This is a genomic window from Mycobacterium sp. IS-836 (genome assembly GCF_001954275.1).
Classification (GTDB): Bacteria; Actinomycetota; Actinomycetes; order Mycobacteriales; family Mycobacteriaceae; genus Mycobacterium.
On sequence record NZ_MBEU01000044.1, the window covers coordinates 57,184 to 69,467 of the forward strand.

At 62.4% G+C, this 12,284-nt stretch carries 21 protein-coding genes; all 21 read right to left on the reverse strand.

From position 1 onward, the window contains the following. Positions 1-191: 191 nt before the first annotated feature. The 21 genes from A5747_RS13000 to A5747_RS13095 all read right to left on the reverse strand — a co-directional run bounded on the left by A5747_RS13000 (position 192) and on the right by A5747_RS13095 (position 12,122). On the reverse strand, positions 192-1,625 hold the full coding sequence (locus A5747_RS13000) for an AAA family ATPase (protein WP_076124792.1): 1,434 nt from the start codon (positions 1,623-1,625) through the stop codon (positions 192-194). Further along, on the reverse strand, positions 1,597-3,114 hold the full coding sequence (locus tag A5747_RS13005; protein ID WP_076124793.1) for a nicotinate phosphoribosyltransferase: 1,518 nt from the start codon (positions 3,112-3,114) through the stop codon (positions 1,597-1,599). Before A5747_RS13005 ends, A5747_RS13000 begins: the two co-directional genes overlap by 29 nt. Continuing rightward, positions 3,071-3,958, reverse strand: a complete 888-nt coding sequence (locus A5747_RS13010; RefSeq protein ID WP_076124795.1) for a hypothetical protein — start codon at positions 3,956-3,958, stop codon at positions 3,071-3,073. The genes A5747_RS13005 and A5747_RS13010 overlap by 44 nt, the downstream gene beginning before the upstream one ends. Then, a complete protein-coding gene (locus tag A5747_RS13015) occupies positions 3,955-4,644 on the reverse strand; it encodes a bifunctional DNA primase/polymerase (RefSeq protein WP_233148035.1) in 690 nt (229 codons plus the stop codon). The genes A5747_RS13010 and A5747_RS13015 overlap by 4 nt, the downstream gene beginning before the upstream one ends. A gap of 16 nt (positions 4,645-4,660) precedes the next feature. Beyond that, complete coding sequence (locus A5747_RS13020) at positions 4,661-4,840, reverse strand: hypothetical protein (RefSeq protein ID WP_076124797.1); 180 nt, start codon at positions 4,838-4,840, stop codon at positions 4,661-4,663. Then, a complete protein-coding gene (locus A5747_RS13025) occupies positions 4,840-5,307 on the reverse strand; it encodes a hypothetical protein (RefSeq protein ID WP_076124799.1) in 468 nt (155 codons plus the stop codon). Before A5747_RS13025 ends, A5747_RS13020 begins: the two co-directional genes overlap by 1 nt. Beyond that, on the reverse strand, positions 5,308-5,934 hold the full coding sequence (locus tag A5747_RS13030; protein WP_142245566.1) for a hypothetical protein: 627 nt from the start codon (positions 5,932-5,934) through the stop codon (positions 5,308-5,310). Then, positions 5,918-6,229: a hypothetical protein gene (locus A5747_RS13035; RefSeq protein ID WP_076124800.1), complete on the reverse strand. Its 312-nt coding sequence runs from the start codon at positions 6,227-6,229 to the stop codon at positions 5,918-5,920. Before A5747_RS13035 ends, A5747_RS13030 begins: the two co-directional genes overlap by 17 nt. Beyond that, positions 6,226-6,729: a hypothetical protein gene (locus tag A5747_RS13040; RefSeq protein WP_076124802.1), complete on the reverse strand. Its 504-nt coding sequence runs from the start codon at positions 6,727-6,729 to the stop codon at positions 6,226-6,228. Before A5747_RS13040 ends, A5747_RS13035 begins: the two co-directional genes overlap by 4 nt. Continuing rightward, on the reverse strand, positions 6,726-6,986 hold the full coding sequence (locus A5747_RS13045) for a WhiB family transcriptional regulator (protein ID WP_076124804.1): 261 nt from the start codon (positions 6,984-6,986) through the stop codon (positions 6,726-6,728). The genes A5747_RS13040 and A5747_RS13045 overlap by 4 nt, the downstream gene beginning before the upstream one ends. A 2-nt stretch (positions 6,987-6,988) precedes the next feature. Further along, entirely contained in the window at positions 6,989-7,339 is a 351-nt protein-coding gene (locus A5747_RS13050; protein ID WP_076124806.1) for a hypothetical protein, read from the reverse strand. Next, entirely contained in the window at positions 7,323-7,568 is a 246-nt protein-coding gene (locus A5747_RS13055) for a hypothetical protein (protein ID WP_076124807.1), read from the reverse strand. Before A5747_RS13055 ends, A5747_RS13050 begins: the two co-directional genes overlap by 17 nt. Beyond that, the gene (locus A5747_RS13060; protein WP_076124809.1) at positions 7,565-7,786 is read right to left on the reverse strand and encodes a hypothetical protein; all 222 of its coding nucleotides are present in this window, start codon (positions 7,784-7,786) and stop codon (positions 7,565-7,567) included. The genes A5747_RS13055 and A5747_RS13060 overlap by 4 nt, the downstream gene beginning before the upstream one ends. Continuing rightward, a complete protein-coding gene (locus A5747_RS13065; protein WP_076124811.1) occupies positions 7,783-8,109 on the reverse strand; it encodes a hypothetical protein in 327 nt (108 codons plus the stop codon). The genes A5747_RS13060 and A5747_RS13065 overlap by 4 nt, the downstream gene beginning before the upstream one ends. After that, positions 8,106-8,258 (reverse strand): hypothetical protein, encoded by a 153-nt coding sequence (locus A5747_RS25100; RefSeq protein WP_158070271.1) that lies wholly within the window; start codon positions 8,256-8,258, stop codon positions 8,106-8,108. Before A5747_RS25100 ends, A5747_RS13065 begins: the two co-directional genes overlap by 4 nt. After that, on the reverse strand, positions 8,258-9,151 hold the full coding sequence (locus tag A5747_RS13070) for an AAA family ATPase (RefSeq protein WP_198938184.1): 894 nt from the start codon (positions 9,149-9,151) through the stop codon (positions 8,258-8,260). The genes A5747_RS25100 and A5747_RS13070 overlap by 1 nt, the downstream gene beginning before the upstream one ends. Positions 9,152-9,292: 141 nt before the next feature. Beyond that, positions 9,293-10,147, reverse strand: a complete 855-nt coding sequence (locus A5747_RS25775) for an HNH endonuclease (protein WP_076124814.1) — start codon at positions 10,145-10,147, stop codon at positions 9,293-9,295. Between the two features lie 404 nt (positions 10,148-10,551). Next, on the reverse strand, positions 10,552-10,785 hold the full coding sequence (locus A5747_RS24845) for a hypothetical protein (protein WP_142245567.1): 234 nt from the start codon (positions 10,783-10,785) through the stop codon (positions 10,552-10,554). Then, entirely contained in the window at positions 10,786-11,172 is a 387-nt protein-coding gene (locus tag A5747_RS13085; protein ID WP_076124818.1) for a hypothetical protein, read from the reverse strand. It abuts the gene before it with no gap. Beyond that, positions 11,173-11,385, reverse strand: coding sequence for a hypothetical protein (locus A5747_RS13090; protein WP_076124820.1), 213 nt, complete (start codon positions 11,383-11,385; stop codon positions 11,173-11,175). Beyond that, complete coding sequence (locus A5747_RS13095) at positions 11,382-12,122, reverse strand: hypothetical protein (protein WP_198938185.1); 741 nt, start codon at positions 12,120-12,122, stop codon at positions 11,382-11,384. Before A5747_RS13095 ends, A5747_RS13090 begins: the two co-directional genes overlap by 4 nt. Positions 12,123-12,284 lie beyond the last annotated feature (162 nt).

Consider the following 12,284-nt stretch of genomic DNA (forward strand, 5'->3'; position numbering starts at 1 on the left):
TTCGCGTCCCCTTCTTCACTTTAAGGCAGTGAAACCACCCCTCCTTCGGAGGGGGTGGTTTTCGTCTTTGCCTTTAATGGTTAGCTTCTATCCCCTGGAACGCCTGGTGAGCTGCGGAAACGTGTTCCGAACTCGTTACCTTCGCTAAGGAAAGGTTTTCCCGGGCAAATCCTGGGGGAAAAAATTGCAGATCAGAGCAGGTTTTCGTTTATCTTTGGCTCCGATATTTGGGCCAGGAACCACGCCGTAGGAACGCTTCCGCCCTGTCCGCCACGGTGCCCGTCGACTTTCGTCAAGACCCCTCGCTTGACGAGCTTGTCGAGCTGCCGCTGCGCCTTCTTGCACTGCGCATCAGTGGGGCGGGGGGTGTCGTACAACTGCTTGGCAGCCTCCTTGGCGGTCAGCCCGTCCGGGCCGGCGCCGTTGACCGCTTTCGTGAAGTCGAACTTCACCACCTCCATCCGCCCCTCCTCGGGGAAGTAGTGGAGATGCCAGGGACCCACCTCGTTGGCGGGCTGCTTGACGTGGTGGAACCTCACCACCAGATCACCCGGGTCGCCGGTCAACTGAATGACCGAGCCGGCCCCAGAGGTCAGCCACGTCGAGCCGAACACGTCGTTGATCCCGACCGGTCCGTTCTGCGGGTTGGCCTTCCTGTTGTGGTGCAGCTCGCAGATCTGCACGCCGCGTGCCAGCAGTGCTTGTCTGGCCCGGTTGTAGGCCGCGGCCGTGGCGTCCTCGGACAGCCCCACCACCGCGTCCTTGAGCGAGTCCACGTACACCGTGCCGGCGCCAGCCTCCAGCGCCATCCTTGCCAGCAGGGATGGGTCCACTGCCAGGTCGGAGATGGGCGGACCGGGGCGGAACAGTAGCCGGCCCGTAACTCCTGCCATCTCCTCGGCATCGAACTGCCGTCTCATCGAGCGGCGGATCTGTCGTGGGCGGTCCATCGCCAGGTACAGGATGGGTCTCTCGGAGCAGGCGATAGGCAGACCGAGGACCGTGCTGTCGAGCCCGAGCTGTCCGCGGACGAGCATCCCGGCGAGGGTGGTCTTACCCAGCCCCATACCGCCGGCGATCATCAGTGCCTCGCCCTCGGCCCAGAGGATGTCATCGCCGTCGCCCCACACGATCACGCTGCGATCGTCGGCACCGAACATCCACTCCGCGCCGTCAACGGGAGGGAAGTTTCCCCAGACATCGATTGCTGGAGCGGAATCGCCTTCCACTGGCCGCTGGGGACCTCCCCCGATAGATGACACCGGCGAGGGCGTAGCGGCGCGCTCAGGGACCATGCGGGCGCCGACCTTCGCATCGGCCCCGGCGAAGCCCGAACGAATGGTGGCCTCGATCTCATGGTCGTCCAGGCCGGCATTGCGGGCGGCTAGTGTGAGAGTGTCCTCGACGGTATGTTTGTCGATGGCCCCGGCGTTAATCAGGCCCCCCATATTGAACGCTGCTACGTTCAGGGTGTGATTGCGCACCCCTTCCGGGGCCACCTCCACATTGCGCGCCTCTAACTGGAGGGCTGCCGCGGCGTAGGCGTTGTTCGGGGCGACCGGGTTGGCGATCTTCCTGGGCTCGGGCTTGGGCTGTTCAACGCGCTGAAGGAAGCCGGTAGTCAAGTCCCTCCTCCAGTACGCGCTGCACGTCCTCGAATGTCTGCCAGCTCAGGAACTGGCCGTCCTGCCAGACGGGCTGGAGCAGGCTTCGTCGTTCCGCAGACTCGCCGGCCTCCTGAACCAGGACGAGGCCCCCGCCAAAGGCATTCGCCCGGCGTCCTACCGCGAGCCGGCCGGTAGCACTCGTCTTGGTGCCGTCATCGGTGATCGGGTCCTTCTTGAGGTTCACGCCCTCGCCGTCGACCTCCGCCCAGGTGGCTTTCATCGCCGAACCGAACGTGTCGCGGGTCTGGTACTGGTAGCTGAACGAGCCCACGCCGAACACCACGTTGGTCGAGGCGTAGCACAGTTGCCGCATCCTCTCGGTGATCGAGCGGGCGCGGTCGAGCGTGATCGAGTCGCCGTAGATGGCGCCGACGTGCGAGTCCAGTTCGATGAAGCCTCGGGCGTTCTTGTGCCCGCCGAAGGTGTTGTAGAGCAGGTTCAGCACGCCCCACCACTCGTGGGACATGTATGGCGCCTGCGGGTTACCACAGAGGATCTTCTCCGGGTCGCCCGAGTCGGGGCGGATCACCAGCTTGCCCTCACGTGTGAGGATCTTGTTCTTCAGCGCCGGCAGGTAGGTGGCCAGCACACGCCACAGGTCGAACGTGTCGGACACGATCGAGACCGTCCCCTTGGGGTACAGGTCCAGCAGACGGTTGATCGTCTCCAGCTCCCCCACGGTGGCGATTCCGGTGCACATGACCGAGTGCTCGGTGGCCGGGACCGACTGGGCGGAGTAGAACCCGCCGTAGTAGCGGTCGATCCAGTCCAGGGAGACCAGGGAGTCGGTGCCGAAGAATGACAGCAGGTGGCCGGCGCCCGACGCCGCGGCGGACTCGTGCGAAGACATCCCCCGGTAGGAGAAGTCGTGGCACTGGTAGTTCACGGCCGAAGGGGCGGCGCCGGTCAGCTTGGCCGCCTCCTCCAGGATCTTGCGATACTCACGGGCGATCGTCGCCGAGGTGGACGCCTGCCAGATGCCGGCCGACAGCCCGGTCTCGACGAAGTTTGTCAGCCAGAAGAACCGCGGGTCGGTGTTCTCCACCGTGAAGGACGGGATGCCGATCGGAACCGGCGTGCCCTCGGGGATCGAGCAGAACCGCAGGGGCAGGTACCCCAGCTTCCATAGCTCCCGAACGTGCTCCGAACCGATCGACTCGGCGGCCGGGATACCGAGCACCTGCGCGATGCGCCCCTCGTAGAGGTCGCACACCTCGTCCACATCCGACTCGAAGAACGGCTCCCACTCCTCCATCAGGTACTTGCGGAGGTAGGCCTGCAATCCGAAGTGGACCACGTGGTTGACGCCGGGTATGCGCGACTTGCGGTTGGTGTAGTTGGAGTAGACGCGGGTGACGTTGCCGCTCAGTTGGTATTGCCGAAGATGGTCCAGCTTGTAGGCGTCAGTGCGAAACAGGGGGGCAACTGGCTCGTAGAGCGTGTTCACTGAAGTCCTTCACGTGTTGAAGCATGTACGTTTCGGTCGGCACGATCACCGTGGCCACGCCCACCCTGTTGTGCCCGGGGTGGGAGTCGGTGGTGTAGATGTGCCGGTAGTGCTCGCGCAGGTCATAGGCGCGACCGGAAAAGATCCCGTGCGTCACCCATAGGCCGAGCTGGTCGCGATGCAGGCCGGTCTCTTTTGCCAGGCCCATGAACGTCCCGCCGCCGTCGCAGATGTCGTCGACCACCAGGTAGCGACCGTGCCGCGGGAGGTGGTCTTTCATCTCGATGCCGAGGATCTTCCCGGTATCGAACTCGCGGACCTTCTCCGCGCGGTAGAAATCGAGCCCCAGCTCGTGGGCCGCCGTGTAGGCGCGCTGAGCGGCACCCTTGTCAGGTGAGATCACACCGTCGTACCGCTCCCGGTGATCGGCGTCCTGTAGCGCTCGTAGCAGCAGGGGGAACGGATCTAGCTGCGTCAGGTTTCGCAGGTAGCGACCAATCATCGGCGAGTGTGCATCGATGCCGATAACCTGCTGCGGGTTCATGGAGTTGATCAGCTCCGCATACACTCTGGCGCCTTCCGGCTCGCCGCGGTCAGCCCGGGCGGCCGGCAAGTAGGGCAGCATCAGAACGAACGGCATCTGCCGCTGGTGGGCGACGTTGGCCCACAGTGCCGCCTTGACGAGATCATCGGCACTTGCCCCGCGGACATCGGCCACCCACACTGCCGCGGCTCCCACGCTCGGCAGGTCGCGCAGATGGTGCTCGCCGCCAGGGAAGGTGAACGAATCGCCCACACCTTTGAGGTAGCCGTTGGGGGTGTGTAAGCGGAGGTGGACGGTCATGCGGACTTCCTGATCTCGGGTGAGGGTTGGATGAGCCACGAGTAACGCCGATCGCCGATCGCCGATGGCGGGGCGCACACGTAACCGCCGGCGCCGCGGTAGTCGATGCCCGGCTTAACACCCGCGCGGTTGCCGTCGCCCGTGGGCGAGACGTAGTAATGAGTCCCTCTTGGGGTGTCCACCTTGCCGTGGACATCTGGCAATGCATCGGGTCCAAGTTGGGCCAGTGATGCCACCCCGGTCGGTCCGTCGATGTCGATCACGTCGAACATCACTCCCGTGGCCAGACCGATGTTGGAGTCGGGCATATCGGTCCACCATCTACGGACCTGGTCTGGGTCCAATGTTGCGTCCTTGAAACCGCGGGTGTGCGGGTAGGGCTTCTTGCCATCACCGAGGAAGTCGGGCCGCCTCGGATCGGTGTAGCCAACGGGTGCGAGCGGGAAGACCGGCCAGCCCTGTTTGGCGTACCAGAGGGCGGACGGACCCAGCTTGGCGGGACGGTCGTGCTTGTCGATCTCCGCCTGGAGTCGATTAGCCTCGGTTACGTCGTCACGCTGAGCGGCGTCACACCACTGCTGAGTTAGGGTGAACACCTCCGTGGGCTTGCACGTCGGGTGAGACGTTTGGCCCACGAAGGTGACCTCCATGACGCCGGCGCAGTCCGAACAGGTCGAGTAGAACATCGGACTGCCCTTCCGTTTAGTGGAACTGCCAGATGGATTCGATGTCGTCGAGGTTCAGATAGAGCGGGTCGGGGTTCATGCCCTCCCATTCGGCGGAGGTCAGACCCGAGCCGTTGTACTTGAACTTGAAGGACTCGCACGAAACGACCATTGACTTGCCCGACCGGTAGTTGATCTGGACGGTGTGCTTCGCCACTAGAAGGGGCGTTCCTCGGAGAACCCTCCGCCGCTGAAGCCCTGCTGCTGGGCGGGCGATTGGTTGAACTGCTGCTGAGGCTCGGCCGGCGCACCTACGCCACGGGCAACCTTGACCTCGAAGTTCTTCACCGTGTTGCCATTGCGAGTGTTGGAGACACCAGTCAACGTGACCTTGACCAGGTCGCCGCGCTTCAGGTTGGCCTCGATGATGTCGCGCTCCAGTTGGTACTGGGCGGCCGTCAAGGTGACAACCGTTCCGGCGTCGTAGTTGGTGCGCTGCCCCTTCGTGAAGGACGCGGCCGGCTCTGTCAGCTCAATCGCCAACTCCGGGCAAGGGCCGGCGTTGTTCATCTTCTGACCGGTGCCAACATGGATCACCTTGCCAGTGACGTGTTGACCCTCCTGAGTTCCCCAGCCAATGAAGGCGACTGAACTCGGGGCCGACACAGTTTCCCATTCGGGCATCTACTTCTTACCTTTCCTGTGCTCATCGAGGACGAGCTTGTCGTAATCGTTGCGCGGAAACGAGATGGCGCAGTCCGCGTTACTGCAATGAATCGCGTCCTCGCCCGACCACTGGCCAAGCGTGGGTAGTGAACATTTCGGGCAGGGAATGTGGCGTCGCTGCCACGTGCGGGACAGGCCGATGATCTGATCGGCCTTGCGCCAGCACGCACGGATGTAGAGAGCCCGCTCCACTCCGTCGAGGTAGGTCTCGCGCATTCTGCCGCGGCGCCACAGGGTGAACTTCTCCGCCGGCCGATTGATCAAGTCCGCCACTGCAACGTTGCCAGCCCGGCGGACTACCTCGTCGATCTCGTCCATCAAGTCAAGCGCCCGCAGGTTGATGGGTACGGACGGCTCCGGGGTGGAGTTGACTTTCGAGCCCTGACTTGTCGTCGGGGAAACGCCGAGGAACGACCGCAGTGCGTCACGGATGACGGGGAGCTGTTCCAGATAGTCCTGGAGTTGCTTCACACAGCCGTTGCAGATCGTGGCCGGCTTCGACGTGATGGCGGAACCGTCTGGCGTTATCCCGACGCAGCGGTCCAGGCTGCGGCAGCGGTGGTGCGGGTCATCCAACTGCGGCACCCACGTGCACGGTCATTTTCAAGCCGAGGACGGTTACGCCGTCGAGCTTGTTGAGCCACCACTTATGGCCCGCCTGTTCGACCGGCTGTAGGCTAAGCAGCCTTCCGCCCCGATGCCAGCCGATGAACAGCTCGTGGTTGCGGAACTTCTCCTGGATGGAGAAGCCTGGGTCTGCGACCGGCCGCAGCACATTGTCATCGTCGAAGTGAAATTCCACAAACGTGAGCCCGCTCGCGCGCTTGTAGTGGCCGTCTTCGGTCCTCTTGTAGATGGCCATGTCGTAGCCACCGCTCATGCCGCTGCCCCCTCAAACAGTCTCGACAATGTGGCAGCGGGGTCCGAGGATCGCCACTGCTCAAGATTGTGTTCGTACCTGGCCTGCTGACCGTCCCCGGTGTCCACGCAATTCAGTACCCATTCGAGGTTGTCCGCAGCGCAGTTGGTCACATCGCCATCCTTGAATCGCAGCTTCCACCTGTGCACGTCGGCGATGTCGAATCGATCAAACGGCAGTCCGTGGAAGGTTGCGGCCACCAGGTAGGCAACTCGCATCTGATACTTGTTCTCCTTGGCGCGCGACCCGCCGAAGGAAATGCCCACAATCATCTGCTTGGGTGCCCGGGGATGTGTGGCAGCGAACCTCTGCTTGAGGATGCGCCCGGGGACGGTACGCCGACGCAGTTGGTCGCGCCACTGATGCTCGATCTCGTACGTGCGGGTGCGGATCTCGCCGTCGCGAGTCGCCTCAAACCTCTCAGGCAGTATCGGTATGCGGTGCCACTGCTCGTCGCTCATGCGCTCTCCGCCATGGTCGCACCGCCGTACAGCCGGGTCCGCTCTCGCGCGGTCGTGTTCCCCCAGATGCCGTAGCGATGGGCCGGGTCCTCAAGCTCCAGGCACTCCGCCAGGCAGGCCGTCTGCACCGGGCAGCCCCCGCAGATCTTCTTGGCCCGCTTGTAGGCGTTGCCCTTGGCGAAGAATGCGCGCTTGTCGATTTCGGGCAGGTCTTTACACGCTGCACCGCGGAGGTCGTTGGTCGGCTGGAAGAACACGGCTACCCCTTTGCGGCGTGAATGATGTCCAGGAAGTCTCGAAGGGTTAGGGTCACGTATTGGTCGCCAGGTTGACCCTTCCCCTTTCGCTTATGGATGACGACGCCGGCGAGGGCGCCGTAGTTTGCGGCCTCTCGCTGGGCCTCGAAGGTCCAGGTGCCGAGATCTAATCGGTTATGGTTCTTGCACTCGATCGCTAACAGGTGCTCGCCAATACGGAAGTTGGCGATGTCTCCACGGTCCTGCGTTCCGGAGAGGGGCAGCCGGTCGATATCGGGTGACCATTCCTGCTTGAGGTAGTCCCGGATCAGCGACTCATAAGCGGTGCCCTTCTGCTTAGAGCGATTGGCCATAGGGAATCCGGACGTACGGATATTCCTCGACATCAGCGACCACGCTGAGCTTGATCAGCCGAGGGGAAGCGGAGAGCCTGTCCAGCTCCCCGAACACTGCCGCGTCATCGGGAAGCTCACGGGCATCCTGAACCAGCTTGCGCAGGTCGCCCAGTTCCAGCGAACGCACCCCCACCAGCGGAATTGCTTCGATCTCGACGCGGGTGCTCGTCTTCGAGTAGACGGTCATATGTACTTCCCTGCCGTTGGCATGAACACCGTTCCCGGCTCACGCATGTCGTAGTGGGCTTCGTTCTCGACCGCCTTCACCGCGATCCGCCCGCCGGGGGCCACCAGGGTCTTCTGGCTGAGCGGGTCATCCAGCTTCGCGAGGAGAACTTCAAGGTTTCGTCTGGTCAATTCGAGGACGTGGACATGGCCGATGCCCTCGGCTTCGATGAGTTTCATTTCTCCCTGGCACAATCAGGCCACAAGGCCCCCATCGGGCAGTGGTCGTAGTCGTCTTGACTGACCTCGACCGTGCCCTTCCAATTGCCGTTCTTCAGGTCGGTGACTTCTACGCGCCACTCGTCAGGCCAGTAGATCGGGTAGCCGGGCGTGGTGGTGCAGATCGGCGGATTGCCGCTACAGGTCATGGTCCCCGGCATCCACATCATGCCGGCCGGGGTGAACTCCCGGTCGGTAATGTGGCCATGGGCGGGCACGGGGTGGTCACCGCAAGCGGAGAGCGCGGCAATTAGAGCGGCGCTTAGGAGGGCTTTTCTGATCATCCGAGTACTCGCTCGATCTCTTCGTCGGCATCGCGGACGGCGGCCAGGTAGACCTCCCCGGACCCCTTGCCAACAAAGGTGTCGAATATAAACGCGACAACTTGATCGCGGTAGAGAATCTCCGCCTTGAGCGCGACAATCGATGGCATCAGAAATCCCCCGGTTCGACTTGTAGCGTCTTCAGGCCAAGCGCTCGCCACATCTCGACGACTTGCGTACGGTCATCGAGCACGAAGCGGACGTTGTACTTGCCGCGGATGTGCTGGTTGAACAGGTCGTACTTGACCTGGTAGTCGGGCAGCTTGTTACCGCGGTCATCCACCGCCTTGGTCGGGCGCATGTGGAGTTCGTCGTAACCACCGATCAGATTGGCCTCTAGCCAGTCCGCGGTGACATCTCGGCAATCGTCGTCGCGTCCCGAGACAATCAGTATCGACACGTATTCGCCGACGACCCTGACAAGCTCTGCGATCGCCAGATCGGGAGCGTCCTCACCCACCCGCGAGTAGTCGTACGGACTACGCCCGGTCATGTGCGCGAGCGTGCCGTCAATGTCGACGATGATCGCCTCGGGCAAGCCAGGAATCCATTCGACTGGCTCGATGACGAACGGCTCGGCGGTGACCAGCGGCCACTTCTCGACTGGCCACTTCTTGGCCTGCTGATCGATCACCTTGTCGCCGACGTAGCGATCACCCTTCAGCATCCGCGAGTAGTCGTGGCGCTTGCACTCGTCGAGAGGGGTGACTACATCTACTACGCCAAAGTCAACGCCCAGTCGCGTTGCCAGTCGCGCCCACTTCCGCAGATACGGAGCGTGAAGGTGTGTCGCGTCCACGACGACGCTCGTTCCGTTCCGCAGGAAAGCCTCCACCTGTGCTTCCTCGGCAACGGTAACTCGATCCTCATCCTCCCTCTTCCCCGTCCAGTAGGAGCCGAGCAACATGAATCGAAGCGAGTCACGATTAACGACGACGGCTCCAATGCCCTTGGCGATCTCCGCGGCGCGGGTCGACTTGCCGCTACCGGAGTAGCCACGCATACAGGTCAGAGTTGTCACGGGTGTCCTCGATTGAATGCGGCCAGTGCTTCTGCGCCGGTGTTAAACCGGGCGCCCAGTAGCGGACTGCCGGTGCGAATAGCATGGCCGGCAGTGTCGAAGGCTGGCGGAATGATGTGCCACTTACCATCCCTGCTGCGGGATGGGGAGACAATGAGCCAGCGGTCCAGGCTGTGCCCGAACGGTAGCTTCAGCTTCATCGATTCCTCCGTCGACAGTGAGCAGCTTCCAAGCGCCGTGCCACAACACCGGGGAAGCCTCGGGAGAATCAGTTCGCAGTAGGCACCAGCCACCGCGCTCCCGCGCCTCAACGGTATTGTCTGTTACCCAGGAGTGGTCGCGGCGGCATAGAGCGATTAGGTTGGCCATGCCAAACGAAATCTCGGGTCGCGCACTCCCGCCAGCCCCCCGATTGATCCGGTGGTGTACGTCGAGGGCATCAGCCACGCTGCACATCACACAGGATTTGTCGCGCTCGATTACGGCGGCCTTGGTTTCTTTCCAAGCGCGTCGGCCAAGGTAATTCGCGTTGCAGCCGATCTCGCGAGCGCCTTGCGCAATCGTTATTTCGGCTGCGCGAATCCGGTCGATAACTTCTCGTACCAGGTTCTGGTCGTACCGTACGCGGATGTCCTCCCCCGGAGGGCTTTTCCGCTGCCGGTTCCACCTATCCCGCTGGCGAATATCGACGCATGCGCGGCAATCGCCCTGGGCATTCCGGCCGACTACCGCGTATTCGTGGTTGCGTTTGCAGTGCGTCGCACGCGGCCTAGCTGCCACACCGCGCCTCGTGTTTTCGGGGCCGTCGACAAGCTCAAGGTGATCGACATTGACACAACACCGCACACGGCAGAGATGGTCGACCGTCAGGCCGTTTGGTATCGGGCCGTGTTCGCGTTCCCAGGCGTACCGGTGGGCATATCCGTTTTTGCCGTTAAAGCTAAATTGGCCATAGCCGTTCCCATTGTCGGCGCCCAAGTAGATTAGGCACGGTCCGAGTTCTGGACGATATGTTGGGGGCTTGCCCCACCGCGTTGCTTTTGCGAATCGATACTCCGGGTCAAGCTTGTTCAGTTCCTTAAACCTTCGCTACGTCCTTGATCACATTACTGAGCCGAATCAATGGCGTGTTGCACGTCAGACAAGACGCGCTACGAATGCCGGCCCAGCCCCAGTTGACGGTCCGCTGCGCACTCTCGACCAGGGCGGTGAAACAGCTCACGCAGACGACCGCTTTCGTCGTACCGTTCTCCGCCTTGTCGCAGTTGTCGACTAGGTGTGTCTCGATATACCAGCGGCCGGGATTGTCGCACGCGGCGGTGGCATCGTGGTATGGCGATTGGCAGGCTATGCAATTGCAGCCGGCATCCCAATCCTCTGGCTCATCCGTTGACATATTCGAGAGCTGCCTCATGGAGCTGACGCAGTTCGGCAACAGTGCTGCGAATACCGGCGGGTGAATGCTCTGCTCGATACTCCAACTGGCCCCGCAAAGCGTGGAGACGGGTCCTGATGATGAACTCCGCCTCTCCATCTGCGATGGAAGGCAGCAGCTTAGAAATATCGCCGTCCAGGCGATACCCCGCCTTAATGAGTTCCACGGTCTGCTTATCCACTTAAAACCTCCCGGCATTTTGGTACGCCTGCTGCACGCTCTTGCCGACCGTCTGCCAGGCGGAGATCACGTTGTGGATGCTGCGCAGTCGCTGCTCGGCGTACTTGAACAACACGTCAGCGTCGTCCTTGGCTTCACGCTCCGCGGCGGTGCGCAGTTCGGCGTCGTACTTCTTGTCGTTGGTGGCTTCCTGGGAGGCGAGCTTGGCCCGGGCGAACGCCTGGTCGTATTCACGCTCGGTGTCGCGGTAGGCCTTGTAGCGCGTCTTCCAGTCGACTAGCGCCTCGCGGAGGGTGTCCGTCAGCTCCAGGAGCCGCTTCTCGACTTCGATCGGGGTAAGCCCCTCGGGGTCGACACTGGACACGCTCTCCCATTCGGGTTCCGCCATCTAGTCCTCTAGCAGATGGACGATGCCGATGATGACAGCGCACACGACAATGATGGCTGCGGAAAGGGCAAGGCCGCCCCAGAAGGGCAGGAGCACCCACAGCCAGGGCCAATTGACAACGTGGCCCAATTTCAGTCCGACGAACAGAACACCCAGGAGTGGCAGTACGCCGACCCCGCTGACCGTAGTGGAGGTGCTGTTGGCTTGACTCATGATGCCCTCAATTCAAATTCGATTGGCTTGCCTTCTTTGGAGGCGAAGTACTTTTGCATGGCGTCGATCCGGTTGTTCAGGATTGCGGCCTCGCGGCCTATGGCCAGGTTGATCCAGTAGAGGCCGACCTCTGGCTTGTCTTCCGACAGCGGGAAGTGGATGAGCACGCCCCAGTCGGTGTTGAGGTCGGGGTGGATCGGCAGGCGTTCATTTTTGTCCTGGTCGTAGCGGCACCCCAGTGCATAGGAGGCAAGCTGCGCATACACGCCGGCGGGATACTTCACGTCCCACTTGCCGGTCTTGCCGTCCCCCACCACCAGCCAAGGTTCGTCTAGTGGTTTACCGTCCGGGCCGATGGCGCCCTTCGGGATTTCCATGAAGTGGTCGAACGATCCGGCCTTCTTCAGCTCGTCGTTGATGATCAGGACTTCACTGTCGAGGAAGCGGATCGGCTCGGTCGCGGCGCAGTACGTCTCCAGCGGTCCCGCGAGATGGTCCTGCACAATGAGCGGCTTCTCGCCGCGGTTGCGCATCTCCCAGTACTTGTGGAACTCGGTGCCCATCTCGGAGGCGTTGTTGGCGCCGGCGATCTCGCAGGCGTCCTCGACCGCGGCCATCAGCCGGTCCTTGCCGGGTTCCGATCCGCCGTCGCGACCCTTGTAGTACGGGTCGCCGTCGTACTCGTTGATCAGGGTGACGATGCGGGAGCGGACCGACTTGGACATCACCGTGCCCATGGCAGCGAAGGCCGCCTTGAAGTCCGCTAGCCCGCTGCCGCCCTTCAGGTGTTCGCCGGCCTTACTAGCCCGGCCATATTGCTGAACATCCTTGCGGGGGGTGTAGAAGTAGTTCTTGCCGTTCTTGGCCCGCTTCCACTCACCGGTGATGGGCTCGGCGCC

Excerpts from the sequence above, each read along its gene's own strand:
- A5747_RS13010 (WP_076124795.1), bottom strand. The coding sequence starts at position 3,958 with ATGACCGTCCACCTCCGCTTACACACCCCCAACGGCTACCTCAAAGGT.
- A5747_RS13015 (WP_233148035.1), bottom strand. The coding sequence starts at position 4,644 with ATGTTCTACTCGACCTGTTCGGACTGCGCCGGCGTCATGGAGGTCACC.
- A5747_RS13025 (WP_076124799.1), bottom strand. The coding sequence starts at position 5,307 with ATGCCCGAATGGGAAACTGTGTCGGCCCCGAGTTCAGTCGCCTTCATT.
- A5747_RS13035 (WP_076124800.1), bottom strand. The coding sequence starts at position 6,229 with ATGAGCGGTGGCTACGACATGGCCATCTACAAGAGGACCGAAGACGGC.
- A5747_RS13040 (WP_076124802.1), bottom strand. The coding sequence starts at position 6,729 with ATGAGCGACGAGCAGTGGCACCGCATACCGATACTGCCTGAGAGGTTT.
- A5747_RS13050 (WP_076124806.1), bottom strand. The coding sequence starts at position 7,339 with ATGGCCAATCGCTCTAAGCAGAAGGGCACCGCTTATGAGTCGCTGATC.
- A5747_RS13055 (WP_076124807.1), bottom strand. The coding sequence starts at position 7,568 with ATGACCGTCTACTCGAAGACGAGCACCCGCGTCGAGATCGAAGCAATT.
- A5747_RS13060 (WP_076124809.1), bottom strand. The coding sequence starts at position 7,786 with ATGAAACTCATCGAAGCCGAGGGCATCGGCCATGTCCACGTCCTCGAA.
- A5747_RS13065 (WP_076124811.1), bottom strand. The coding sequence starts at position 8,109 with ATGATCAGAAAAGCCCTCCTAAGCGCCGCTCTAATTGCCGCGCTCTCC.
- A5747_RS25100 (WP_158070271.1), bottom strand. The coding sequence starts at position 8,258 with ATGCCATCGATTGTCGCGCTCAAGGCGGAGATTCTCTACCGCGATCAA.
- A5747_RS13070 (WP_198938184.1), bottom strand. The coding sequence starts at position 9,151 with ATGCGTGGCTACTCCGGTAGCGGCAAGTCGACCCGCGCCGCGGAGATC.
- A5747_RS13085 (WP_076124818.1), bottom strand. The coding sequence starts at position 11,172 with ATGGCGGAACCCGAATGGGAGAGCGTGTCCAGTGTCGACCCCGAGGGG.
- A5747_RS13090 (WP_076124820.1), bottom strand. The coding sequence starts at position 11,385 with ATGAGTCAAGCCAACAGCACCTCCACTACGGTCAGCGGGGTCGGCGTA.
- A5747_RS13095 (WP_198938185.1), bottom strand. The coding sequence starts at position 12,122 with ATGGGCACGGTGATGTCCAAGTCGGTCCGCTCCCGCATCGTCACCCTG.